General features: G+C 68.7%; 16 protein-coding genes, 1 tRNA gene and 2 pseudogenes. 8 read left to right on the top strand and 11 right to left on the bottom strand.

Annotated features, from left to right (window positions below; all coding sequences use genetic code 11):
• Positions 1-166: 166 nt before the first annotated feature.
• From AB0I69_RS05690 to AB0I69_RS05655, 8 genes are all read right to left on the bottom strand, one after another.
• Positions 167-2,134, bottom strand: coding sequence for a hypothetical protein (locus AB0I69_RS05690; protein ID WP_363094288.1), 1,968 nt, complete (start codon positions 2,132-2,134; stop codon positions 167-169).
• A gap of 186 nt (positions 2,135-2,320) precedes the next feature.
• Positions 2,321-3,592, bottom strand: coding sequence for a TIGR02679 family protein (locus AB0I69_RS05685; protein ID WP_363094287.1), 1,272 nt, complete (start codon positions 3,590-3,592; stop codon positions 2,321-2,323).
• Positions 3,589-7,845, bottom strand: a complete 4,257-nt coding sequence (locus AB0I69_RS05680; RefSeq protein ID WP_363094286.1) for a TIGR02680 family protein — start codon at positions 7,843-7,845, stop codon at positions 3,589-3,591. The genes AB0I69_RS05685 and AB0I69_RS05680 overlap by 4 nt, the downstream gene beginning before the upstream one ends.
• Positions 7,842-9,170: a TIGR02678 family protein gene (locus tag AB0I69_RS05675; protein WP_363094285.1), complete on the bottom strand. Its 1,329-nt coding sequence runs from the start codon at positions 9,168-9,170 to the stop codon at positions 7,842-7,844. The genes AB0I69_RS05680 and AB0I69_RS05675 overlap by 4 nt, the downstream gene beginning before the upstream one ends.
• Complete coding sequence (locus AB0I69_RS05670; protein ID WP_363094284.1) at positions 9,167-10,795, bottom strand: TIGR02677 family protein; 1,629 nt, start codon at positions 10,793-10,795, stop codon at positions 9,167-9,169. The genes AB0I69_RS05675 and AB0I69_RS05670 overlap by 4 nt, the downstream gene beginning before the upstream one ends.
• 244 nt (positions 10,796-11,039) lie before the next feature.
• A complete protein-coding gene (locus tag AB0I69_RS05665; RefSeq protein ID WP_363094283.1) occupies positions 11,040-11,465 on the bottom strand; it encodes a PIN domain-containing protein in 426 nt (141 codons plus the stop codon).
• On the bottom strand, positions 11,462-11,740 hold the full coding sequence (locus AB0I69_RS05660; protein ID WP_363094282.1) for a CopG family transcriptional regulator: 279 nt from the start codon (positions 11,738-11,740) through the stop codon (positions 11,462-11,464). The genes AB0I69_RS05665 and AB0I69_RS05660 overlap by 4 nt, the downstream gene beginning before the upstream one ends.
• A gap of 63 nt (positions 11,741-11,803) precedes the next feature.
• On the bottom strand, positions 11,804-12,697 hold the full coding sequence (locus AB0I69_RS05655) for a phosphorothioated DNA-binding restriction endonuclease (RefSeq protein ID WP_363094281.1): 894 nt from the start codon (positions 12,695-12,697) through the stop codon (positions 11,804-11,806).
• Positions 12,698-13,069: 372 nt separating this feature from the next.
• Between AB0I69_RS05655 and AB0I69_RS05650 the strand changes: the two genes are divergently transcribed.
• The 7 genes and pseudogenes from AB0I69_RS05650 to AB0I69_RS05620 all read left to right on the top strand — a co-directional run.
• On the top strand, positions 13,070-13,654 hold the full coding sequence (locus tag AB0I69_RS05650) for a hypothetical protein (RefSeq protein WP_363094280.1): 585 nt from the start codon (positions 13,070-13,072) through the stop codon (positions 13,652-13,654).
• Positions 13,651-14,109, top strand: a complete 459-nt coding sequence (locus AB0I69_RS05645; protein WP_363094279.1) for a hypothetical protein — start codon at positions 13,651-13,653, stop codon at positions 14,107-14,109. The genes AB0I69_RS05650 and AB0I69_RS05645 overlap by 4 nt, the downstream gene beginning before the upstream one ends.
• A 423-nt stretch (positions 14,110-14,532) precedes the next feature.
• Positions 14,533-17,244 carry an AAA family ATPase gene (locus tag AB0I69_RS05640; RefSeq protein WP_363094278.1) on the top strand — a complete coding sequence of 904 codons (2,712 nt, stop codon included), beginning with the start codon at positions 14,533-14,535 and terminating at the stop codon, positions 17,242-17,244.
• A gap of 55 nt (positions 17,245-17,299) precedes the next feature.
• Positions 17,300-17,671, top strand: coding sequence for a 6-carboxytetrahydropterin synthase (locus AB0I69_RS05635; protein WP_363094276.1), 372 nt, complete (start codon positions 17,300-17,302; stop codon positions 17,669-17,671).
• Between the two features lie 142 nt (positions 17,672-17,813).
• A complete protein-coding gene (locus AB0I69_RS05630; protein WP_363094275.1) occupies positions 17,814-18,458 on the top strand; it encodes a DUF433 domain-containing protein in 645 nt (214 codons plus the stop codon).
• Positions 18,459-18,490: 32 nt separating this feature from the next.
• Positions 18,491-18,640, top strand: a pseudogene (locus AB0I69_RS05625) (hypothetical protein); the annotation flags it as partial.
• Between the two features lie 154 nt (positions 18,641-18,794).
• A pseudogene (locus AB0I69_RS05620) lies at positions 18,795-19,682 on the top strand (LacI family DNA-binding transcriptional regulator); the annotation flags it as partial.
• 66 nt (positions 19,683-19,748) lie between these two features.
• Here AB0I69_RS05620 and AB0I69_RS05615 read toward each other — a convergent pair.
• Positions 19,749-19,997, bottom strand: coding sequence for a hypothetical protein (locus AB0I69_RS05615; RefSeq protein ID WP_363094274.1), 249 nt, complete (start codon positions 19,995-19,997; stop codon positions 19,749-19,751).
• Between the two features lie 751 nt (positions 19,998-20,748).
• Between AB0I69_RS05615 and AB0I69_RS05610 the strand changes: the two genes are divergently transcribed.
• Positions 20,749-21,591 (top strand): PE-PGRS family protein, encoded by an 843-nt coding sequence (locus AB0I69_RS05610; protein WP_363094273.1) that lies wholly within the window; start codon positions 20,749-20,751, stop codon positions 21,589-21,591.
• On the opposite strand, the gene AB0I69_RS05605 is transcribed toward AB0I69_RS05610, so the two are convergent.
• Positions 21,521-22,759 (bottom strand): hypothetical protein, encoded by a 1,239-nt coding sequence (locus AB0I69_RS05605; RefSeq protein ID WP_363094272.1) that lies wholly within the window; start codon positions 22,757-22,759, stop codon positions 21,521-21,523. The genes AB0I69_RS05610 and AB0I69_RS05605 overlap by 71 nt on opposite strands.
• A gap of 622 nt (positions 22,760-23,381) precedes the next feature.
• A tRNA-Pro gene (locus AB0I69_RS05600) sits at positions 23,382-23,455 on the bottom strand.
• Between the last annotated feature and the right edge of the window lie 54 nt (positions 23,456-23,509).

Below are 23,509 nucleotides of genomic sequence, written 5' to 3'. Positions count from 1 at the left end.
GCATTGGCTGTCGGGGTGGCGGGATTTGAACCTTCGACCTCGTCGCCCCGCATGAGGGTCGGATAGTGATCTTGCCAGTGCGGCTGGCGTTTCGCCTCTCCATGTACTTGGCGAGGCAGTTCGGGGATCACGCCCACGAGACTGAGACCGATCGACATGGCTGCTGTCACCGTCCCGGCGGAGGCGTCGGCCACGCGGTCCCGTTGACTGCCGCGTCGAGGAGGTCGCCTAGCCGATGCCAGGCGCCCGGGCCGGCGTGCGACATGGGACTCGCCGCGAACCGCTGCCACGCCGCGTCACTGTCTCCGAGGGCCTCGGTGACGTAGGCGGCGACTGCGGGATGAGTGGTGTCGTAGCGCGGGCCGCGGGCCTTCAGCGCTGACCAGGCAGGCAGCAGCCGGAGCAACTCCGCTGGGCACTCGGGCCGGGCCAGCATGATCTCGGTCCAGCTCCTGCGAAGGTCTGGTCCGCCGCCCAGGCGCCTGCGCAGGTGCAGCGTGAGATCGAGCAGTGTCTGCTGTGGGTCGGAGTGGCGGGCCAGTACGTCGTTGAAGGTGAGGGACTTCCGGTAGGAGCGGGCGGCGAAGGAGAGCAGGGCCTCCTCGACGAGCGTGTCGTTGCCCGTGTGCCGGTCGAGGTAGGCGACGAGAACGTTCTCGTCGGCGTCCGCCAGCTTCTTGAAACCGATGCCCTGCGGGTCGCCGAGGGAGGCCGTGCGTCGGCCCGGCAAGGCGGGGACGGGATCGGTGATGAGCGGCATGATGGTGGTGATCAGTTCATTGGCCCGTCGGTTCTCCTCCCACGCGGATTGGCCGGAGGAGGAGTAGCCGTGCGCACTGGACCGGGCGGACAGGGCCCGCCGGGTTTCCTGCACCACGAGACGTGCTTTCTGCCGCGCCTCGTCCGGGACTTCGGGGAGATGTACGAGGAGTGCGTGCAACCAGCCGAGATCACGCACGACCGGATAGCGCGAATCGGGGTCCGGCTCCCAGAGGCTCAAGGCAGTAAGGGAGATGGTCGCGAACCGGGTGCCGAGGGCGGCGACGAGTTCTTCGGACGCCAGCCATTCCCGGGGCCGTCCAAGACGCCGGGCCTCGCTGGAGTTGAGGAGGAACCGCCAGGTTTGCCTGCTTGCGCGCTCCACCCAGGCGACAGCGGAGCGGCAGGCCATGGTCTGGAGGTACCCGGACTGCATCTCCTCGTCGAGGAATCGCTCCACGTAGTCCCGCTCCTCCTGGGACGCAGCCGCCAGCTCCTCGGCGTAGCGCTCCCGTGCCTGCGCGGGCGTCAGCCCGTCCCGGCAGGACCGGGAGATCCGGGTGAGGAGGACCGCTCGACCGAAGTACTCCAGGTCGTGTGCGGCGACTTCCTCCAACAAGGCCGGTTCGACGTGCCACGGCAAGGAGCCCAGCAGGTGCTCGCGCACCACGCGATCGGCGGCGGGGTGCCGCGCGGACCAGGCCAGCAGGCGGCGGTGATGCCCGGTCTGCGCCCGGACGATACCGGACCACATGCTTTCCCATGCGTCGGATGCGGCACGGTGGCGCTCCATCCACGCCTCGACGTCTTCTTCGCCGTCGTGCTTGTCCGGCCCGAACGGGAGGCAGTCGAGGGCTGCGAGGAACACGTCCTCATGCAGGCCGTGTTCACCGAGTACGAGCTGGGCGAGCGTCGGAGCCGTCAGCAGCTCGGGGGCGATGGTCAGGCCCGTTGCCGACCGGCGATGGAGCTCAGCAACGACGGCGCGGATGAGTGCTGCCCCACCCTCTCTCCGGCCAAGCACACCGAGTCGCGCCTCAGCGCACTCCCGCAGGAACCGCACCCTGTGTGCGTCCGGGCAGGCGGGGTGCGACAGGGCGACGCGGGTCAACTCCATGCCGTCGGTCGTCATGTATGGCTGTGGTTCGCGATTCAGATCGCTCTCCACCGCCGTGGCCAACAGCCACTCGGGCGCCGACTGCGCGAGCGGTCCCGTGAGCAGAGCCATGAGCAGGCCGTCCCGGTCCGTGCCCTGGGATGCCGTGCGTATCGCCTCGACAGCCATGCGCGTGGGCGGGGAGTTGTCGGACGCCTGTGCGACGACCGTACGCAGGAAATCGAGAGGGAGAGACGTACGTGATTCCGCCGCGGCCATCGGACTCCAATCTGCGACACCGCATCCCTGGCTGCCGATCGGACCCACCCGGGTGCGGTGATGTACCGGGTGTGGGCGTCAATCATGCCGAAAGGGACTGACAGTGCGAGCGGTTAAGGACATACGGGTCTGGAGGGGGCTTGCGGAGCAGATTGGCTCCCGGAGTTCAGCACGGCGCCAATGTCTCTACGTCTGGCGTGACAGATCGGTCACCAAGAGGTCGAGGGTTGCTTCCTCGTGGAGCGCGACGCCGAGGGCAATCATGGCAGGGGCGAGATCTGGGTCCCAGTCCGTGCTGACCGGCTGGCCATCGAGCGCCAGTTGAGGGATGCCCTCAGCCTGGCTGCGAGCGGCCAAGCGCTCGTAGTCCGCGGTGTTCATGCGCCAGGGGCGTGCTCCGTAGCGGCGGATGACCCGGTTGGCCAATGCGATCCCTGGCCAGTCGAAGTCGCCGTGGTACGCGAAGCGGCAGCCCGTGGCGGCGAGGGCGTCGAGAAGCGTGAAAACCACTGTGGCGGCGCTGCCGGACGTGCACACGAGAGGCCTGACGCAGGCTGCGTCGGCCGCTGCTTCGACCACACGTGGGTTCTCGCAGATGTGGATGAGTGTTCCGGCGGGGAGTTGCAGCCGCAGGGTGTGCAGGTCGCGTGGTGTGAGGTGGGCTTCGGCGTGATGCTCGGCCCGCTCCCGTAGGGCACGCTCCTGCCAGCCCTCGCCATCGGGGCGCAGCCCGTAGGTCAGCACTGTGCTGGAGACCTCGTCAGGCGTGACGGACACCAGCCGCCACAGAGCGCGTCGACCGGCCGCGTTGTCGGGGAACTCGGTGCCATGGGCGAGGGCGACACCCCGTTGGACGAGGCGCGCGAGCCAAGTGCCGTCGTCCAGGCCGTGCGCGGAGCCGGTCGCCATGGCGGCGAGTTCACCTCGGCCGCGTGCACTGCCCCGCTCGGGTCCGAGGAGGGTGGTGAGGACCTGGACCGCCTGCTGGAGTGTCCACACCGCCGCTTCGGACGTCACTCCTCGCGGAACGCCGGCCCGGCGCAACAGGTCGTACCACTGCCGGGGCCATTCCTGGCCGGCGAGTGGGGAGGCGTCCAGCGATGAAGCGAGAGACGACCACACCTGCTCCCGCCGCGCCGTCGCGTCCGCGCGGGCGGCACGGCGGTTGGTGAGGGGCGGACCGATTTCCTCCAGGGTCTGCCTCAGCCCGAGTCCGGCGGCCGAGGCACGAAGTCGTGCGTCGAGTACGTCGAGCCGTACGGTCACGGCGGCACCGGTGAGGGGTTTGCCCAGCAGGAGGGACAGGTCGTTGCGTTCCTGAGGGTTCATCGTGGTGAGCCGGAGGGAGCCGGTGGCCTGTACGCCGTTGCTCTCCAGTCGTTTGCGTACGCTCTCCCAGAGCCGGGTGAGCCCGGGGCCCGTCAGCCATTCGCGCGTCGCGGAGGGCAGTGCGTTCACACGGACACCAGACGCCGATGGCGGCCGTTCCAGGTGTAGTGCAGGGTGGCCACCCCGCGGACATGGGGATCACGGAGGCACTCGTAGATGTGCAGGGACGGAACCTCGGGCCAGTTGCCCATGAGCCGCTCGCTGGTGAGTACGAAGTCGAGATCGAGGTCGACGAGGATACGGCCCAACCGGCCATGGGTGGGTTCGTCGACCTTCGCGAAGGCGTCGTCCAGGAGGATCAGCCGCGGCGCGTGCGGTGCCGACTCGGCGAGGCTGGTGAAGTGGGCGGCAGCTGCGGCAAAGAGCACGAGGTAGGAGAGCACCCGCTGCTCGCCCTGGCTGAGCCCGGTCCGGCCGGTCAGCCTCCGCCGGCGGCCTGGAGCCGCGTCCTCGACCACGAAGGTGTGGAAACGGAACCAGTCGCGGTAGTCCAGCGCGGTCCGCAGGTGGGCGGTGTAACCGGCTGATGGGTCGGCGCGTCTGGCGTCCTCGATCCGACGTTGCAGTACCTCGCGCAGGTGCTCGGTCTGCTCGCGCGTCCTGAGGCTCGATGGACTGCGCAGCAACTCGACGGCCGCGCGCACGTCCGCGTCCACGTCCTCGTCCAGCTTCCACAGCAGCTCGACGCCGAGACCGTGGGAGGTGCGCACGGTCCGCAGGGTGTCGTTGAGAGCCGCGACCAGATTCGCCGCGGTGATGACCTGTGCCGAGAGGTGGTCACCGAGCTCGCCGGTCAGGAATCGCTGGAACACTTCACGCTCGCGCTCGGTGAGCCGTCCCCTCGCCTCCGTGGCCTGCACCGCGATCCGCTCGCCCACGGCCGCGACGTCATGGGAGCCGTGGTCGTCGACCAGACGGCACACCTTGATCCCGTCGCGTTCCTCCAGCTGCGCGTCGAACCCGCCGGCCAGTTGGTCGCGCAGGTCGGTGTGCCGGTTGAGCAGGGTGCTGTCCGACACCTCGTCCTTCGGGCGGCCGAGGGCCTGCTCCACGGCATCGGCGAGGGCCCGCAGCGCTCGCAGTCTGCTGCGGACGTCCGCGCCGGGATCGTCCGACACGTACTCGGGCAGCGAGGACCGGTTGAGGCCGGCACCGAGCACCACCTCCGGTCGGCCGAGAGCACCGCGAAGAGCTCCGCCGGTGTCGATGACCGCCGTCTCCTGGTCCGTCAGAGTCCCACGCAGGCGCTTCTCGTCCTCTTCCGCGCGCACGCGCAGGTCGTGGAGGTCGTCGCGGGCGCGCTGTGCCGCCGGGAGGGCATGAACGGCGTTCGCGATGCGCTGCTTGGTCTCCTGCTCGCGGGTGAGGATTTCCTCCTCGGAGGACCCGATGGCCTCCTCGCGGGTCCGCAGATCCTGCTCAGCGGTGCGCAGTCCGGCGAGGTGGACCCGGTAGCTCTCTTCGGCGGCCAGGCGATCCTCTCGGGCACGTTCGTACCGTTCGGCATCCGTCTGATGCGCGCCGAGCCGCTCGCCCGTGCCCCCGACGGCCCTGCGGAGATGCCCGACACCGCTGAGCAGGGCAGCCAGTGCGGTGCGTATGCGGTCCAGGGCATCGGGGTCGCCGGGCAGATCGTGGGCGGTCGCGGTGGCATCCGCCTCGGCACGCGCCGATACCGCAAGAGCGCGGGCCTCCTCGGCCAGGCGTGTCGCCCGGGTGGCCTTGGCGGTCAGGTCACGCAGAGCCCTCTCCGCCGATTCGGTCCTGCTCCATGCGTCCGCGAGACCCCGTGCCCTGGGGAAGTCCCGTTCCGCGAGCGTGAGAGCCCGACGCATGGCATCGGCTACGGCGAGTTCCCCGCGGACGCCGGCAAGCCCCTGTTCCGTCTGCGCGATCCGCTCCTCCAGCTCTGCGAGGATCCGCCGACGGGTCTCGGCGCGTACGGCGGCCCCCACGTACTCGGTGTCGCCCTTGTCGTGACGGCCGTTGAGCACGCCCAGACGCCAACTGCCGTCGTAGAAAACCGCACTGTGAGCGGATGTGTCCTGCGCGGGTGCGAGTGCGATGGCGGAGAGCAGATGTGCTACCTGCTCGGACGTTACCCCGCAACCCGGTTCCGGGGCAGGGCGCAGGGCCGAGGCGAGAGTCGGTCCGGCGGACAGCGCGGCACCGGGCTGGAGGAGGGTGTCCCGGGTGTGGGGGTCGAGAAGGACGCCGTCCGCGCCTAGCCACGAGTCCAGGATTCCGCTCGCTTCCAGGGCCCCTTCCAGACCGGCCCGGTCGGCCGACGCCAGGCCGTCCGCGAAGTCCACAAGCCGGTAGAAAGGCGCTCCGCTGCCTGTCGTCCTCGCGGCGACGCGGTGGCGCGGGGCCAGCGGCTCAGGATCGGTACGTTGCTCCCAGCCCCGCTTCTGCTCCGTCAGACGGTCTAGTTCCTCGTCGAGTCGCCCGACGCTGAGCGCCAGCGCGTCCCGGCGTTCGGTGAGTTCATCGCCGTACGGTTCCAGCGCGGCCTGAGCGGTTCGCCACGCCTGGCTGTCGATGTCGGGCGGCAGCGTGCGGTCCGCGAACGGTGCGTCTGCGGAGGCCTCGTGACCGACAGTGGCGTGCACGGCGTTCAGGGGCGGGCATTCGGAGCCCAACGCTGTCCGTGTGTGCGCCGCCCACTCGGCGACACGACCCGCATAGACGCCGCTCTCCTCGGCGACCTTCTGACGGCTGATGTCGAGATGGCCCGCGGCCTCTTCCGCCTCGCCCTCCAGCCGTTCCCGCTCGGCATCGGCCTGAGCCGCCCCGGCGCGGGCCTCGTCCGCCCGTGAGATGAGGCGGGTAACCTCCTGAACCATCCGGGCCCGGTTTCTCGCGACCGTCTCGGCGTCCTCCAACTGGCCTTGCCAGGACCGTAGTCCTTCCTGCATCGTCGACGTGTCCACACGGGCCACCGACCGGTGCCGTACGATACGCGTCTCACCGTCCGGAGTTGTCAGTTCTGTCTCGGCGGCCTGGGACAGGACGGTGCGTGACAGGGCCACCGCCTCGCCGAGATGGCCGGTGGGGAGTCCGGCTTTCTCCGCCTGCGTCAGCAGCTCCCGGTGTTCGGTTCCCAGTTCGGCCAGTCGGCTGCCGAGGTGTTCGACCCCTTCGGCAAGCCGCTCCGCCGTGCTCTCCCCCGCGTTCTGTGCGTTGCGCAGGGTGGTGAAGGCGGCCACGGCTGCGGTGTGCAGTGCCTCCACCGTCCCGCGGCGTTCCGACAGTTCACGCAGACTGCGGTAGGCGTGACTGGCGTGCAGGGCGGCGAGATCGGTCCTGGCTGCCTGTTCCTCCTCGCGCAGGGTCTCCAGCCGGCCCTCCGACTCCTCCTCCTGCGTCCACAGGTCGCTCGTCCGCTGTGCGGCGTCTCCGGCCGCCCGGCGCCGCTGCGTGAGGACGCCCAGCTCGTGACTGACTCGCTGTGCGGAGGCGTGCAGGACTCCGGCCAGGTAGCCGCGGTAACTGGCGAGGAACGTGCGCAGTGCCGTGTCGGTGCGTTCCAGGCGGCCGAGTTCGTCCCGTACGGCGTCGAGGTCGTGGAGGTTGCGCGCCACCTTCTCGACCACGTCCTCGTCGAGCCCCGGCAGGGTCTCGCTGAGCAGGGAGGCCAGGCCCCCGTGTTCGATGCGGTCCCCGACCGTGGGGCGCCGCAGTCGGTGGAGGAGCTGGGTGAGGTTGCGGTAGCGCGTCGCGTCGGTGATGCCGAAGAGTTCCCGGGCCACCCGGGAGCGGTGCATGACCGCACGCTCGGTCGTGTTGTCGGAGCCGACGCTCTCCTTGAGCCGGTCCACTGGCAGCGGTTTCCCGCCTTCGACCAGGTGCAGGTCCTCGCCGATCCGCAGCGGGGTGACGAAGAACGTCGGCACCGCCTTCTGCGTCGACTTCGAGGCACGGATGGCGGCACCGAGCGTCAGGTGACGGTGGCCGCCGTCGTCGGTCGTGCCCTGGAACTCCACCCACAGGTAGCCGAGACGGTTGGTCTGCTCGAACCCGTCCAGCATCAGCCAGGGGAGAGAGGTACGGCCGGTGCCGGTCGCGTCCAGCGCCCGGGAGTCGCCGTCCAGGAGATACGGGAGCAGCATCTCCAGGGCCTTGGACTTGCCCGCGCCGTTCTTGCCGCGCAGCAGCAGCCGTCCGTCGCCGAAGAAGAACTCCTGGTCGTCGTACTGCCAGACGTTCTGGATGCCCGCCCGGTGCAGTCGGAAACGAGTGCCGGTCGTTGTCGCAGGGGCAGCGATTGTCGCGGGGCCTGAACGCGGCAGCGGAACGAGGCCACGCGCGTCGGTGGTCATAGCGGCAACTCCTCTTGCACATCGGTTCCTTGGCGAGCCTTGGCAGCCGCGCGCACCGTCACCAGGGTGGCGTAGCGCGCCGCCGCGGCCAGCAGCACCCAGCCACCGTCGCCGCCGGGCCGTGTGCCATGGACATCGGTCACCGTGCGTCCTTCCGGCGCCTCTTCGACGTACCCCTCCGGCAGCCCTTCGCCCTCAGCCCGCAGGGGCCCGGCGCGGGCCATCAGCCGCATGCGGACCAGCAGGTCCAGCACGGCCTCCCTCATGGTGGCGAGGTCATCCAGGTAGCCGCGCTGCCAGTTGCTGCGCTGCCCGTACTCGGCGATGAGTTCGGCGAGCACCTCGTCCACCACGCCCTCCGGGACAGCCACCCCGATGACGAGCGTCCCGCCGGTCGCCGGATGCCCAGGTTCCTGCGGCCGAAGCTGCTCCACAAGCCGTTCCACCAGCAGCAACGCGGCCTGTGCGACGGTCCCGGTGCCCGGCAGGTGCAGATCCGTCAGTTCCTCCTCGGGGTCCATCAGCGCCACGCCCTCGGCGCGGATCTCCATCTCCAGACCCAGGAGTTCGGAGAAAGCCTGGGCTTCCCGGCGTTGCCGGGTGCGCAGCCAGTCGCGCTCGGCGTCGGTCAGCTCGTCGAGGTGAACGACAGGCGTTTCGACGAGCATCCGGCGCACGTAGGTGCGCGGCCCGCTGAATCTCGGGTCCGCTGCCCGTCGGACCAGGTCGGCGCCGTCCCGGGCCTGTGCGAGCGGGCCGGCGACGACCACGCGTGCCAGCTCCCGGTCCACCGTGATCAAGGCTTCTCCGCCCGCCTCCTGTGCGATCGCGGCCACCTGGCCCTCGGTCTCGATGAGGACGCCCCACTCGACGAGCTGGCGCAGAGCCGCTACCAGGGTCCGCTTCCCGGCCGCCCGGCCCGTCTCCTCCAGCTCGATCCCCGCGTCGGCGGCAGCGGCCCTGATGTCGGCGACCAGGTGCGATAGGAGCATCTGCTCGGGCGCGGTCACCAGCACGGACAGGGCCAGCGCGAGGCAGGCGTACGTGTGCGGGGTGAAGGGTGTGCCGGTGGAGCGCTCCAGCCGGTGTCCTGATCCGGCCCCCAGCCCCGCCTTGAACAGCCGGGCGAAGGAACTGTCGACCAGCAGGCGGTAGCCGAGTACCTGTTGGAACCGTTTGCCCAGCCAGTCGGCGTGCCTGCGGATCAGAGGGAAGACGTCAGCGTGAGGGCCGTCGGACGCGACCAGGGGATGGGCGAGCAGCAGCCGGGCGGCGGTACGGCGCTCGGCGGCCAGGGCCACGTCGTGAGTCGAGGGAAGGGTCATGAAACGCTCACCTCCGCCTCCGCTTCACCATCGGCCGCCACCGAGATACGACCGATGTCCAGCCCCAAGTCGTCCAGCAGCAGATCGCCGTCGGCTGAGTACAGAACCGTCCGGGTGCCCGGGGTTCGGTGCACGGTGAGCCGGATGCCCAGTTCGGCGTCCTCGCTGCTCGCCGAGTCCAGTTCGAAGCCCGCCGGCCCCTCCATGTCCGTGCCGGTGCGCCTCCTGAGCTGTGCGTTCCCGAGCGCCGTGGCCAGCAGCTCCAGGAGCAGCCCGAGCGCCGCCGAGGTGAGTCGTACGTCGGCGAACCGGCCCGACGCGCTGCGCAGTTCGTCCGCCGCCGCTGCCCTGGCCGCCGCCCGCTGCCGGGCGGCCTCCCGCAGCCGCTCCTTCTGAGCGGAGTGATCCTCCACTGCGGAGGCCCGGCCCCGCTGGGCACGGCTGCCCCTCTCGCGCAGGGCCACCGGCACCTCGACCACCGGACCGGCCCACCAGCTCGTGTAGGCGGGCACCACCTCGTCGGTGGCTGGAGGTATGCCCAGATGGCGGGCGCCGTACAGACCGAAAGCGGCGACGGCGATGTCGTGGGCGTCCTGCGGCGCTGCTTCCTCGAACCAGCGGGCCAGCCGCAGCAGATCCTTGCGCCGGGACATCTCCCCGGTCGCCGACCGCAGCATCCGCTTGGCGTTGGCGAGCAGCGACTGCAATGCGCGCAGCGTGGCATCCCGCAGCTGGTCGACCTGGCTGCCCTGGCCGTCGGTGTCGCTGAACCAGCCGCGCAGTCCCTCCCAGTCCGCGAGCTCGCGGCCCCGGCTGCGCTGGACCCGGACCTCCAGGCGGCTTTCGCCCTGCGCTGAGAGCCCGGTGAGTCCCTGGGCGTGAGCGTCCAGCCGATCCAGCAGAGCCGGGATGTGCGGCCACAGGGTGTCCAGCGCGGCCGAGATGCGGGGCGCACGGAACGCCACATCCTCCGTGATCGCCTCGACGTAGTCCAGGAGCAGTTCCTTGAAGCCCTGGTACTCGGCGCTGTCCAGGTCGTAGCGGGACAACACCTGGCCGAGGTAGGCGTAGAAGTCGCGTATGGAGTCCGCGAACTCGCTGAATTGCACGAACAGCGTGCTGATCCGCTCCAGTCCGTCCTGCGGCTCGATGCCGCCCGGCGCGGTCACGAGGCCGGCCAGCTCCCGCAGCCCGCGCTCGACCAGGGCCAGCAGTTCGTTGCTCACCTCGCGGGCGGCGTCGGCCTCGGCCAGGACCCCGTCGGCGTCCCGCTGGATGCGTTCGCCCAGTTTCGACAGCTGGTAGCGCGAGCGGGAACGCTGATACTCGCTGATGCTGGATGCCTTCACAGTGTGGCTGCTGCGAAGCAGGTTTCCCCAGGTCACCAGCTGTTCCAGCCGGACCGTGAGGGTGTCGGCGTCGAGCCCTGCGGCGGAACCACCGCCCTGACGCAGCTTCGCCATGATGTCCGGGACGGCAAGATCCGCCAGCAGCGTTCCGCAGAAGACCCGCATGATCGCGACGTGCTCCAGCCGCTCGGGCGCGCTGAGGTACGTGTACGCGTCCAGCCGTCGACGCGCCTCCTCGTCGGCGCCGTGAGCTGCGCCGGATGCGGATGCCCCCATGTCCGTGAGGTTACGCGGCGCGTACGGGCGCCGCCGGTGAGTGGCCGAAAATGCCGCGGACGTGTGCCAGACAGCGGCTTGGTGTCCGTCGGCCAACCGGAACCTCCGTGTACCGGCGCAGGTGCGTCCTCGGCCGTCAAGAGCGTTGCGGAGACGTGTACTGGCCCTGGAGCCGCAGAGCAGACGGAGGGGGCCCGTGCCCGCTGGTACGTCGTTCCGATCACGCCTACTGAGGCGGGTCGGGTCACACTTTCTTGACGACGATCGTGTCCGGCACCAGCTTCTCCAGGTCGTCGACGTCCGAGGTGAAGACGGTGACCTGCCCCTTCTGCTGTCGCGCGATGACGGCGAGTACGGCGTCGATCGCGTACTTGTGGCCGTGCAGCTTGGCGTCGGCCAGGAGCCGGCGTGCCTTGCGGGCCTCGTCCTTCCCGATGTCGACGACCTGGAGCCGGGAGAGTACCCAGTCCCAGCGCTGTTCGGTCGTCCTCCCGTCGTATGCCTCGACGAGCGTCATCGGGGACGTCACCACCTCGGCTTCCCCGCGCGCCGCGAGGTCGAGCCAGGCGATCATCTTCCGGTCGCCGCGTACTGCCAGGGACAGGGCTTCACAGTCCAGTACGAAGACACGGAGAGGCCGCTGTTGGTGCTCAGCGGCGCGTTTCTTCACGCAGCTTCTCCGGCGTTGTGCTGTCCGGTGGCACGGCGCCGCTGGTGTTCGGTGTCGAGTTCCTCCAGCTCGTTGAGGGCTGCCGCATGCTCGTCCTCAGTGACGGGGCCGTGTTCTTCCTGCAGCCAGTCGACCAGTTCCAGGAGCCGGTCCCGGTCGCGCTTGGAGCGCAGGGCCTCGGCGACGTACGCCGAAAGGCCCCGCTCTGCCGCGTCCGCGCGGATCTCGTCAAGGAGATCCTCGGGAATCGTCACGGTTACCTTCTTCGTCGCCATATAAGACACCATACTCCTGGTGTCGTGCTGCTTACCAGCGACCCGTGCCCGGCAATTCGGTGATCAGGCGGCTGTGGCGGGGCGTGGGCTGCCGTGGAAGACCTGGCTCGTGTGCCAGGAACGGTAGGCCGCCGCGACGGGGCGGGCACCCGGTTGGGGACCGATGAGTGGGCGGCCGGCGAGCGCTGTGACGTGCTCGCGGGCGGCGGGACTGTGGCCGACGAAGCGCTGTGAGACCAGGATGTGGTGCTCGTCGCCGATGCCGAGGACTCCCTTGTCGAAGAGCTTGTGGTGCAGCGAGCACAGGCACAGTCCGTTGTCGACGTCGTCGGGGCCGTCGAACGCCCACCAGCGCACGTGCGCGGCCTCCAGCCCGACCGGTACCGCGCCGATCCTGCCGTCGTAGCCGCAGAAGGCGCACCGGTACTCGTAGGCCGTCAGGACCTGCTCGCGCATCCGTGGATCCCGCCGTTTCCGCGCGGCCGGGAGCTGTTCGGTCTCAGCCGCCTCCAGTTCCAGGCCGACGGCTTCGCACAGTTCGCCGTGGAGTGAGGGCGGGAAGTTCAGATCGAGCAGGACTCGTGCCATCCGGCCGAGCAGCGACGGCTCGCGCCGCAGCGCCGCCTGCAGCTCTGGCGCCAATTGCCCTGCGGCTCCGACGGCCCGCAGCTCCTGCACGCCGCTGCCGGGACTGCCCGGACCGCGGTCGGTACGCACCTCCCAGACGCCATCGCTCACCAGATGGTGAAAGGGGTAGGCGGGTGTTGTTCTGTTGGCCGGGCCGTACTCGGCCAGTAGCTGCCTGAGGTCGTTCTCCACCGTGCTGTACCGCAGTTCGCCGTCGGCATCCTGCTGGAACCGGCCGAGCGCGTACAGGAACAGCAGCGGCTTGTGCGGAGCGCGGGTCCCGCTTCTGGTCCACTGCCTCAGCTTCGCGGTGCGCTCCAACCAGTCCATGACCGGCGATCGTAGTGGCACCTCGTCGAACAATGATCCGCGCATACGAAACGGCGTGGGCAGGCTCGTGAGGCCCTTGATACGAAACTTTCTACCGTCGAATCGGCGTCACCCAGCTGTCCGCCAAGTCACCCTCATTCGAAGGGGTGTTGGTACAGACCCTGATTGGATACTCGCGACCTGTCACCCGAGGGGATGTCAGAGGAGGCGCACGGGAGTGAACACGAGCGCGAGCCGTGCTGGCTGCTCTCTGTCCAGAGTGCCGCATCTTCGCTGGTGGGATCATGTGAACGGCTTTCTATGTGGTCATCTCCCGACATGGCTCGGCAACTTGGCAGTTTCCCGACGCCTCGGTGCCGCGTTTCCTCCGGCGTGAACGACACAACCTGCCTCAGCGCAGCAGAAGTTGCCCATGACCTGTCCGGCAGGGCGCGAGCCGCGCTCGCCCGCGGAAACGACGAGGGCGCGGCAGCCCTCGCGTCCGTGGCCCACACCTATGCCTTGATCGCCGAGGCGACGCTTCCGTCGCAGCGGCGCGAGGCGGTCCCCTCCGAGCGTCGGCCGGAGCCGATCGCGGACGGGCCCACACCGGAACTCGACGCCCCGAGCACCGAGCCGACACCTGCGCCGGAAGCGGCCATCCCGACGCCGACGGCCTCCGGCGAAGCCGAACCCAACACAGCGGTCCCGCCTCTGCTGGCCAGGGCACACCAGACGGTCGTCCGCGCCGGCGGCACGATGTACACCTCCGACCTCGCCGCCGCCCTGGGCATGGGGACGCAGCAGCTCGGCACCGAGCTGACGAAGATGCTCCGTGCGGTGGGCGTGAACCGCCCCAAGAACGGGTCGGTCAGCCCCGCCCCCGGCAGGCCCTTCCGCACCGGATTCACCGCCGAGACCCTCGCCACCGGCGTCGCCACGTACCGCGTGCGAGCCGAACTGGCCCTGACCGTATGAGACGACGCCGGGCCTGCGTGACCGCCCTCGTCATGGCCACCGGACTCGGGGTCCTGGTCGGGTGCGGAAGCGGGAAGACACCGTCGGGGCACGAGAAGCGGCTCCTGAAGGCGGCAGGCGTCACTCGGTTCCGGATCATCTGTGCCAAGGACATCTGGGAGGCCACCAAGCCGTACGACGGTCTGGACAACGTCACCGTGGTGCGGCACAAGGGCAAGGTGTACACCTTCGAACTCACCGGAACGGAACTCGTCCAGTATCTCAGGGAACTTGAACGAGACGCGTACAACCCCTGGTTCAAGGGACCGAACACACCCGAGGCGACGCGCATGTACACCGCGATCAGTCCCGTGGTCGACACGATCAGCCCCACACCAGGGCCAGGGGCAGGAGTCCCCCAGGTCGCGCTCGACGACGCCGTAGCCCCTTCCCCGGGCGTCAGCTCACCTCAGTAACGGAACACCGGCCCAAGTAACGGAAGACCGGCCCAGCCTTCTCGACCAGTCCCGGCGCCGAGACAGGACGAGCAGCCTGCAGGTGACACACGGCGGCACCGGAGACCCCGGATTCGCGAACGCGCAACCGCGAGACGCCGATGCGCCCCCTACCGTGCAACAGCGGCAGCAGGGGCCTGATCCACTCACAGGATCAGGCCCCTGGCCTGATTCAGGTGGGTCTGCAGATCGCATCCGACACACGGCTGTTGCGCACGGGTACCTCCGCGCCCATCGCGGTCACACCCCGAACCGCTGGCCGAAAACACTCTTCTGTGCCCGAACATCTCGGCGGCCACCATGATTGAGCCGCATGGGAGACGCGCTTCACATGATCTACCGTGGGCGGCAAGTGGCGCTGTGGGTACGGAAGTTCTGTGGCGGATGACTGAGGTGGAGACTGTGGTGCGGACCGGGTTTGTCGACCGCGTGGAGCACATGGATGAACTGCGCTCGCTGATGGAGGACGTGGCCGCAGGGCGCGGTGGCCGGGCGATCGTGGTCGACAGCGTCTCGGGCATGGGTAAGTCGGCGCTGCTGCGGGCGTTCGAAGCAGAGGTCACTGTCTCTCGCGGGCCGGCTCCCCGTCGAGTCGTCTCCGTGCGGTGCCAGCCGTTGATCGGGTCGGGTCTGCACTATGGAGCGATCGTCGACCTGCTCCTGCAACTGGCCCGGGACCAGGAGGTCAAGCAGCCCGGCGTCTTCCGTCGGCTGCTGAACTTCACCGGTCAGGGCGTCGTTCGCTCCGCGCCCGAGGTGCTGTCCGCGATGGTGCCTGGGCTGGGCGCGCTGTTCACCCTGGGCAAGGAAGTCGCGGAAGCATCCCTCGCCTCGGGATCAATGCCGTTCGACAGCCTGTTGCCTTTCCAGCAGGGGGCGGCCACACAGATCGTGGATGCTCTGCTGGATCTCCTTCGACAGGGTCCGCCCACGGTCGTACTCGTCGACGACATCCAATACGCCGATCCCAGCAGCCTGCTGGTCCTCGACCGGCTGCTGCGACGACTGCCCGGCGAGCCGCTCGGCCTGGTGCTCAGCCACACCACGGACGGGGCATACGCCGATGGGCCGGGATCCATGGTCGAGGATCTACTGCACGACTGGGCGAAGGACGGACTACTGCGACGGCGGGTTCTGGACGGTCTACCGCAGGACGCGGTCGCCGAGTTGGTGCGTTCCCGGCACCCGGATGCCCCGCCGGCTCTGTCGGAACAGCTGAGCCGACTTACCGCCGGTCACGCAGTCTTCGTCGCCCTCTGCCTGGAGGAGTGGCGCCCGGACACAGGGCCCACCGTCGAACTGCCGCGCAGTTTGTCGCGCGTGGTCGAGGACCGGCTCCGACTGCTCACCGAACTGGATCGTGAACTGCTCATGATCGGAGCGACCCAGGGTGAGATGTTCCTGTCGCGTACGGTTGCCGCGGTCAAGGGGGTACCGCACGAAGAGGTGATGGAGCGGCTGCGGCTCGTGGCCGCTCAGCATCGGCTGATCCTGCGTACGCAACCTCCTGAGTGGGCACGCCTGGATGCGTCCGACTGTTATCGCTTCGAGCACAGCGCCTTGTGGGGCGTGGTGTACGACCAGCAGACCCCTCAGCAGACGCGGTCTCGGCACGCCCGTATCGCGGCGGCGCTCACCTCTGCGCCACTGGACGGTATGCCGCTGGAACGACGGCTGGAGATTGCCCGCCATCTGCGCGGTGGCGGAACCGAATGCCTGCTCGCGTCGGCCGAGGTGCACTACGGGCTCGCCCGGGACGCCGCGATGGAAGGGTTGTCCTTCGCCGAGGCGGAGCGGCACTGCGAAGAAGTGATCAAGGCGGTCCGGGACCTGCCGGAGCAGGAGGAGAACCGCGACCGGTGGCTCATCCAAGCCGTGGAGCTGCTGTTGTCGCTGACAGAGGTGCGCTGGCGGGGCCAGCACCAGCCGGCCGGCGGACCGGACATCGACGCCCTGGCTGCCGAGGCCGAAGCCGCGGCCAGACGCGGTGGAACACCTGAACTGGTGATCCGTACGACCCTGCTGCGCGGCAAGACCCTCCTCGCGACCCGGGGCTTGGTGCCGTCCCTGGACAAACTGCGCGCGGCCGTGGAACTGGCCGAGCAGAACGGGGATCCGGTGCCCCTCTTTGTGGCCCGGGTTGAGTACGGGCGGCAGGTGTCGAAGCGGCGGCTGGCCGACGGTCTGGCCCAGCTGCGGGAGGCGGAGCGCATGTACGCTTCCGATCCGCGCCTCGGCGGCACCGGTGATCCCGTGCTCCAGCACGCGCGCAATCTGGGAGAGATGCAGCTCGGCGTCACTCTTTTCGACAGTGGACACCTCAGCGAGGCGGTGACCCGGCTGGGCCGGTGCGTCCAGCGGCTGCGCGACGAGCCACTGAAGGCCGAGCTGCCCATAGCGCTCAACTACCTCGCGCAGGTGTACACGGGCCTCGGTGCCTACGACGATGCCGAGCAGATCCTGGGCGAAGCTCTCGCCTTCGAGGCCGACCGCGGAGGCGACAGCGGCTGGCACGCGTACAACAAGGCACTCCTCGCCCGTCTCTTCGTCGAACAGCCGGCGACACGTGACCAGGCCCTGGAACTGATCGCCGACGCGTGGGCGGAGACAGAGCGGACCTGGCTGGCCAACCTAGTCCCCATCGTCCGCAACCTGTACGCCGAGACCTTGCTTCTCGCCGCTGACGAGTCCGGGGAGTTCCTGGAGCAGGCCGGCCGTCTGGCCGTGGCCACCTGCGTCGAGACCCGGCGCAGCGGCATGATCCGCAGCGAGATCGCCGCGCACTCTCTGCGCAGCCGCATCCTGTGCAGGCAAGGCGACACCGCTGGCGCCCAGGAGCAGGCCCGCCAGGCCGTTCGCATCCTGGACGAGGTCGGGGACATGCCCGCCCTCCGTACGGAGGAGGTCCTGTACCACTCCGCTGTGGTACTGGCAGCCGCCGGCGTACGGGAGGAAACACAGGCACTCCTGGAGCGGGCCCGGCGCGAGGTCGCGCGCAAGGCGGAGTTGGTTACTGACGACTCGCTGCGCGACCGGTTCCGCATGCAGGTGCCCCTCAACCGCGCGATCCTCCGAGGCGAAGGGATCGACGAGTGACCAGCCTGGACGGCCATGGAGGGGTTCTGACAGCAGGTGGCAGACTGGAGCCGCCATGCTGACGATCACCAAGGAGTTCCACTTCTCGGCCAGCCATGTCCTCGACCGGCTGCCGAGCTGGCACCCCTGCGCCCGCATGCACGGCCACAACTACATCGTCGTGCTGGAACTGTCCGCCCGCCGCGAGGACCTCACCGAGGCAGGCTTCGTCCGCGACTACCGCGAGCTCGACGCCTTCAAGAAATGGATGGACGACACCCTCGACCACCGTCACCTCAATGAGGCGATGGGGGGGGGTATCTCTCCGTCGGCCGAGAATCTGGCCACATGGATCTTCGACCTCTGGATCGAGCGATTTCCGGAGTTGAGGGCGGTCAGGGTCTCCGAGACGCTCAAGACATGGGCCGAGTACCGACCGGAGCGATGAACAGCGGCGCTCGGCGGTGTGCTTCTCTGTCGGCCTTCCCCCTGCCCACCCTGAACGGGCCCTTCGACTTCCGTTCCGAGTGGCTTCTAGGAGAACGGGGTACGTTCAGGCGCGTATCCATGGGGGCGGAAGGAGGCACGCGGTGTCGTACGAACCCAAACTCGCCGCGGCTCTTTCCGGCGCCACGTTGCGCCAGCTGTCCCACTGGCGCCGAGCCTCCGGACCCAAGGGTGCCGTGCTCGTGCCTGAGATCTCCAGCGAGCGGCCGATCCTCTACTCGTTCCGTGACGTTGTGGCGCTCCGCATCTGCGTACAGATGCGTGAAGAGGCTTCGTTGCAGAAGATCCGCCGTGCGTTGAACACTCTCCGGGAAGACCTGGGCGAGTGGAAGCACCTCTCCTCTTACAAACTCGTCGCGGGCCCGGACACGATCTACCTGGCCGAGCCCGACTACGCCGTGGACCTGATCAAGGGCGGCAACGTGGTCGTCGCCCAGATGGTGGATGTTCTCGCTCCCTTCTACAAGGACGGCCGCAGCATTCCCGCTCTGCTCACGCCCCGTGAGCACGTCGCGGTCGATGAGTCGGTCCGAGGCGGAGAACCGGTCATCCAAGGCACCAGGATCCCTGCAGCGGATGTCGCTGCTCTCCTGAAGGACGGCGTCCCTCCAGACCAGATCGGCGAGTTCTACCCAGGCGTGACGGCTGAAGCCGCCCGTGACGCGGCCGACTTCAGCGAGTACGTCGACAGCTACGGCAGCAGCGAGCCCCGGCAGGTCGTCGCTTGAAACTGCTGCTCGACGAGAACGTGCCCCGCCCCATGGCCGAGATCGTCCGGATCCTGCTGAAGGCTCATGACGTCATCCATGTCCACGAGCTCAAGGACTGGACGGGCACGAAGGACATCAAGCTGTACGCCAGGGCCAAAGCCGAGGGCTTCAACGTCGTCATCACCAACGACACCAAGCAGCTCAGCCGGCCGCTCGAAGTGGCAGCCATCGCAACGTCGGGCCTGCATCGCATCGAGTACCGCCAGAACAACAAACATGGTGGCCTGGTGGGCCTGGGCACGGCGATTGCCACCGTGTGCGCGGCTCTTCCCATGCTCTGTCCAAACTCGAAGCAAGGGGTACACCGGCATGCGCTGGGGCGAAATCGTCGGCTTGGAGACGGAGTTCGCCCGCCCAGGCTCCGTCCGTGTCGAGTGGCAGCTGTACGAACTCGACACCGGCGAGCTCGTGCGCTGTCCGCCCAAGGACGACAGCTACCGCAAGATCGACGCAACGGACTGGCTGTCGGGCCTGGTCGCCAACCACGTCGCCCGCACCAAGCCGAAACCTTGCCCGTGTCACGGCAAGACCTACGTCTTCCGCGGCCAGGGCGCGAAACTCGTCGATGTCGCACGCCGTGCCGAAGTCTCAATGGGCACGGTGTCCAACGTCCTCAACCACCCCGACCGTGTCACCGAAGCCAAGCGAGTAAGGGTGGAACAGGCCATCGCGGACCTGGGGTTCGTGCGGGGCGGCGCGGTGCCGCAGCACGTAGCCCACTGGCGCCGAAACGGCTTCGCGACGTGGCTGTTCACGCCGGCGGTGTCCGGCTGGTACCCGAAGAAGGCACTACAGGAAGCCCGCCCCGTACCCCTGCTCGGCGAGCCGTGGCCCGGCGTCCCGACCCGAGGACGCGGCGCCAGCGACCGGGCCGACGCCTGCTGGCTGCCGATAGCCAAGGGCCTCACACCTCACGGCCTGCGCCACACCCACCGGACCATGATGGAAGACCTCGGCACGGAGAAGGTCCTCATGGACGAGCGCATGGGCCACATCGACGGCTCGGTGTCGGCGCGCTACGCCCATGTCACCGTTGGCATGCGCAAGCGCCTCGTGCTCGGACTGACCGAGCAATGGGAGACGGCGCTCGACGCCCGGCTGGCCCTGTGCCCGGCGTCGCCGGTGCGCGTGCTCAACGAGCTTCTGCAATCGCGCAGGCTCGCTCTCCATGGCGTTGCCTAGACGCGGTTGGGCCCCGCTGCCGGACGGGGTGAGTCCGGCAGCGGAGGTCCGCGCCGCGCCCCTGCCCTACTTCCGGGTGCTGACGCCTCGTTCCAAGGATCCGGCGGCGATGAGGGCGATGCCTGCTCCCTCGTGGCCGGTCAGAGAGAGGACCACACCGGTGGTGCAGAAGGCTGCGGACAGCCCGACCGTGGCCCAGGCGAGGGCGCTCCGTGAGCGCGGGTGTTCCGCGGGGGTCTCGTCCGGCATGTGCGCCTCGGTCGGCGGTGTTCCGTGCGGCTGCTGGTCATCCGAGTGGCCGTCTGTGGTGGACATGGAAAACCTTCGTTTCTTGTGCGTGCGACAGCACGCGGTGAATGGGTGAAGGGACCTTGGACCGGCGGGGAGTTAGCCGCGCAAGTCCGCTGGCTGTGTCCGGTGGCGCCCCCGGACACAGAGGAGGGTGCACCGTGCGGGGAGCCGATTCGAGTTCTCGCGAATTTGCCGACAGCCTCGGTGGTGCCCTCTAAGGATCTGCCGCTCGCCGTCCCTATTTGCGCCACCTGACCTGCGACTTTTCGGGTACCGGCTTTTGAATCCGTCGCGCGATGCCGCTACGAACTCGGATTTCCGCGACCGCTTGAATCAGCCCTACCGCGCTACTACGGCCCTCGACCGTGCAACCCACGCTCTCGTGCCTCGCGCGCCATACAGGCCCGGAGACAAGCCACGCAACCAGCACGACCAGCCAGTTCGGCTTCGTCGGCCATCGCCAAGACCAAGGTCAGCCAGCCGCCGAGGGCCCTTCCCGGTCCGGGCTTGGCCAAGATCGCGTCCTGATGGACGAGATCAGCATCGACGCCAAAGGCTGCGCTGCAGTGGGAGACGGCCATCGACGTCTGCCTGGCGATGAGCCCGACTCCACCAGTGCGCGTACTCGGCGAACTCCTGTGCGCACGCAGGAGTCACGCGTGCCTGTAGAGCGCCGTTGCCTCGTGAAACAGCGTCGACCCAGGGTGGTCTGCTCGCTCCGGCAGTTAGAGCGAATGCCCAGTGACGGGGTCAACAGACCTGGCTCAATAGGCACATGGAGATGGGCGAGCACTGGGCCTACCGCGCGAGGCCGAAGGATCTGGGGAGCGCGGTCCGCCAGGTGGAGGTCGTTCGAGTGGGCGGCCCTGGCAGGTCCGGCTGGATCCACGTGCGGTTTCTCGAAGGCGATGCCGCCGGCTTGCAGGAGTGGGTCAGTTCCGGCTCTCTCGTAGCACCGTGGGCGGATGCCGATACGTTCCGCGCGGACGACGCGGCGGAGTTGGCCCTGGTCGAGGCATCCCGCCATGTTCGGGGCAGCACGGAGTTCGAGGCCGCGCGCATGATCCTCGGTTTCGTCCGCCCGAAGAACAGGCTGCGCCTGCGCCGAACGGTGGCGGACGCAGGCGTTCTGGAGCTCAGCCGCCTCGACGAGACGGCATTGCTCATCGGCATGGACGCCTCTGAACTCCGCGGCGACACCATGGTGTTTGAGAACCGCCACGGCATGTGCCTGGCCGGGTGGCCGGTCACCGAGCGCATCGCCCGCCACGTGGCCGGCCGTCTCGCCGACGAGATCCTTCCGGAGGTGGACCGCAAGCAGCGGGACATCGAGCAGGAGCGTGCCCAGCCCTCCTGGTACTCCTACAGTCGGCGGGACGAGCGCAAGTTGGACGCGGAGGCGGCCGTTCTGCGAACCGTCCGGGCGTGGTGCGGCCAGGACAAGGCCGACCGCTACGATGAGTTGGTTGCCCTACGCGCCGAGGTCATCCGGCTCGGAGAGCTGGTCGAGAAGGCGGTCAAGGCTCTACGCGATCGCGGCCACGGCGTCATCGCCTCCACCATTGAGCGCGACCTTGGCGTCCATATCTCCAGCCTTGATCCTGATGTGCGTCGATGACGCCGCGCCACGGGTCTGTCTCCGGCTTGGGAGGCGCTGGCTGCGCCGGAGGCTTCTCCTTCTCCGGCCGGTCCGGGTGCCAGCCGTCGAGGAACGGTCGCAGCTGCTTCTTCGTCGGCTCCACGTTGAAGTCACGGGCGGCGAGGCCCTTGCCGTTCGTCGTGGGGTCGAGCTGATCGGCCTCCGTGTTCCCCCAAGCCGACCACTCACGCAGCCTCTCGACTTCGAGGACGTCTTCCGACGCGGCGGCGACTTCATCCAGCGCAGCACAGAACGCCCGGATCTCATCCGCGGCCCGCCACTGATCAAGGGCCGTGCTGAAGTGCTCGGCCCGTACCGCGTGAACTGCCTTGACCGAAGCCGAACTTACTGCGGCCTCCCACTCATGTCGCTCGCGTTCCTCCCGCTCCGTCTCCAGGCGCCTGCGCTCAGCCTCCTGCTGCTCCCGCTCCTCTCGCAGGCGCTGCTGCTCGGCCTCACGTTCCAGCCGAGCCCGCTCCTGCTCCTCCGCGCGAGCCTTCAACGCCCGGAAGACCGAACCGATCTGCTCCTCCAACGGCTTCTTGACCGTGTCGGCCCATTCCTTCTTCCAGCCGTAGCTGTAGCCCGACTGCTGGTCGACCAGCAGTTCCAGTTCGCCGGACGGCTCGAACTTCTGGGCCGGCGTGACACGTTGCCAGTCGTACGTACGGCGGCCCGGCTGCTTGGGGACGTACCGGACCGGCTTCTGCCGTTCGCGGAAGCCGACCTCGTACGTCCTGCCGTGGACGGTGAGCAGCGGCCTCGGCTGCCTGCGCTTCTTGGACACCGCGATCTCGCCGTGGCGGGCGAGAGCTTGTTCAGCCAGGAGCCGGAGCAGTGAGAGCACCCGGGGGAGGACCTCCTCCGAGATCTCGAAGGCGCTGTGGTCCGCACTGACCGTGGCGATCACGTCCTCGACGTCGGTGATCACACGGCTGCGCGCCAGCCGGATCCGGTTCCACTCGGTCTCGTCCTCGCCGGTCACTCTGAGCAGACCGAGGAAGAAGTCCCCCTTCGCCCGCCCGCTGTACTTCAGGCTGTATCCCTCGGGGGCGCACTGCCGGGCTGCGTCGAATGCCCTGCGGTAGCGGGCCCGTTCCCCGTCGCTAGGGTTCGGGATCCGGAGGAAACGCCCAGCCTGCTGCACTTCCGCGATCAAAGCGGCGCCGATTTCCGCCGGCGTCGACCGTGGGGGCGTCACTGCGCGCTGCGGCGCCTGCTTCGTCTTGGGCGATGCCGTGGCTTGCTCCTGCGTTGGAGGGGCCGGTCGTACCTCTGGCTCAGAAACTCTTGGATGCCGCCCACGCGGAGCTGGTTCAGGCCGGTCCGGATGATGGCCGTGCTCCAGGTAGAAACGTCCCGCGTCAGTGATCTCCGCCTGCCACTTCCCACTCTGCTTGGGCATGGTGATCAGGCGCCGCTCCTTGAGCGCGCGGGCGGTAAGAGCGAGCTCGGGGCTGTCCGACGTGACGGGATCGCTTCCACCCTCGATGCGGGCGAGGAGCGCGAGCTGCCGGTCGTTTAACGGAGACCAAGGGTGCATGGCGATCGTCGTACCGTCTGTGGGCTCCTCGGCACAAGCCGTGGGGATGACGCTCCCGGGGCACATGCGGCGCACGGCACGCCCGAAGGCGGAATGCCACTCGCTGGGAGCCACCGGGGAGCTACTCCCCGAAGTCGGCTCCCAAATGGCTCCCAAAATGGGCCTGCAACGCAAATCAGGCACGGTGCTGATCTCTCAGCACCGTGCCTGACCTGGTGTCTAGCTGTCGGGGTGGCGGGATTTGAACCCACGACCTCTTCGTCCCGAACGAAGCGCGCTGCCAAGCTGCGCTACACCCCGATGTCGCCACTCATCTTGCCGGTGTTACTGCTCATCGCGGCGACGTCGTTTACT

The organism is Streptomyces sp. NPDC050508, assembly GCF_040655155.1.
Lineage (GTDB): Bacteria > Actinomycetota > Actinomycetes > Streptomycetales > Streptomycetaceae > Streptomyces.
Note: the sequence above shows the minus strand (reverse complement) of the source record. Positions and strands in the feature narration are given on the sequence as shown.

What these genes read in the sequence shown, in the direction of transcription:
- AB0I69_RS05690 (WP_363094288.1), bottom strand. Translation starts at nt 2,134, where the DNA reads ATGGCCGCGGCGGAATCACGTACGTCTCTCCCTCTCGATTTCCTGCGT.
- AB0I69_RS05680 (WP_363094286.1), bottom strand. Translation starts at nt 7,845, where the DNA reads ATGACCACCGACGCGCGTGGCCTCGTTCCGCTGCCGCGTTCAGGCCCC.
- AB0I69_RS05675 (WP_363094285.1), bottom strand. Translation starts at nt 9,170, where the DNA reads ATGACCCTTCCCTCGACTCACGACGTGGCCCTGGCCGCCGAGCGCCGT.
- AB0I69_RS05670 (WP_363094284.1), bottom strand. Translation starts at nt 10,795, where the DNA reads ATGGGGGCATCCGCATCCGGCGCAGCTCACGGCGCCGACGAGGAGGCG.
- AB0I69_RS05660 (WP_363094282.1), bottom strand. Translation starts at nt 11,740, where the DNA reads ATGGCGACGAAGAAGGTAACCGTGACGATTCCCGAGGATCTCCTTGAC.
- AB0I69_RS05655 (WP_363094281.1), bottom strand. Translation starts at nt 12,697, where the DNA reads ATGGACTGGTTGGAGCGCACCGCGAAGCTGAGGCAGTGGACCAGAAGC.
- AB0I69_RS05645 (WP_363094279.1), top strand. Translation starts at nt 13,651, where the DNA reads ATGAGACGACGCCGGGCCTGCGTGACCGCCCTCGTCATGGCCACCGGA.
- AB0I69_RS05640 (WP_363094278.1), top strand. Translation starts at nt 14,533, where the DNA reads ATGACTGAGGTGGAGACTGTGGTGCGGACCGGGTTTGTCGACCGCGTG.
- AB0I69_RS05635 (WP_363094276.1), top strand. Translation starts at nt 17,300, where the DNA reads ATGCTGACGATCACCAAGGAGTTCCACTTCTCGGCCAGCCATGTCCTC.
- AB0I69_RS05615 (WP_363094274.1), bottom strand. Translation starts at nt 19,997, where the DNA reads ATGTCCACCACAGACGGCCACTCGGATGACCAGCAGCCGCACGGAACA.
- AB0I69_RS05610 (WP_363094273.1), top strand. Translation starts at nt 20,749, where the DNA reads ATGGAGATGGGCGAGCACTGGGCCTACCGCGCGAGGCCGAAGGATCTG.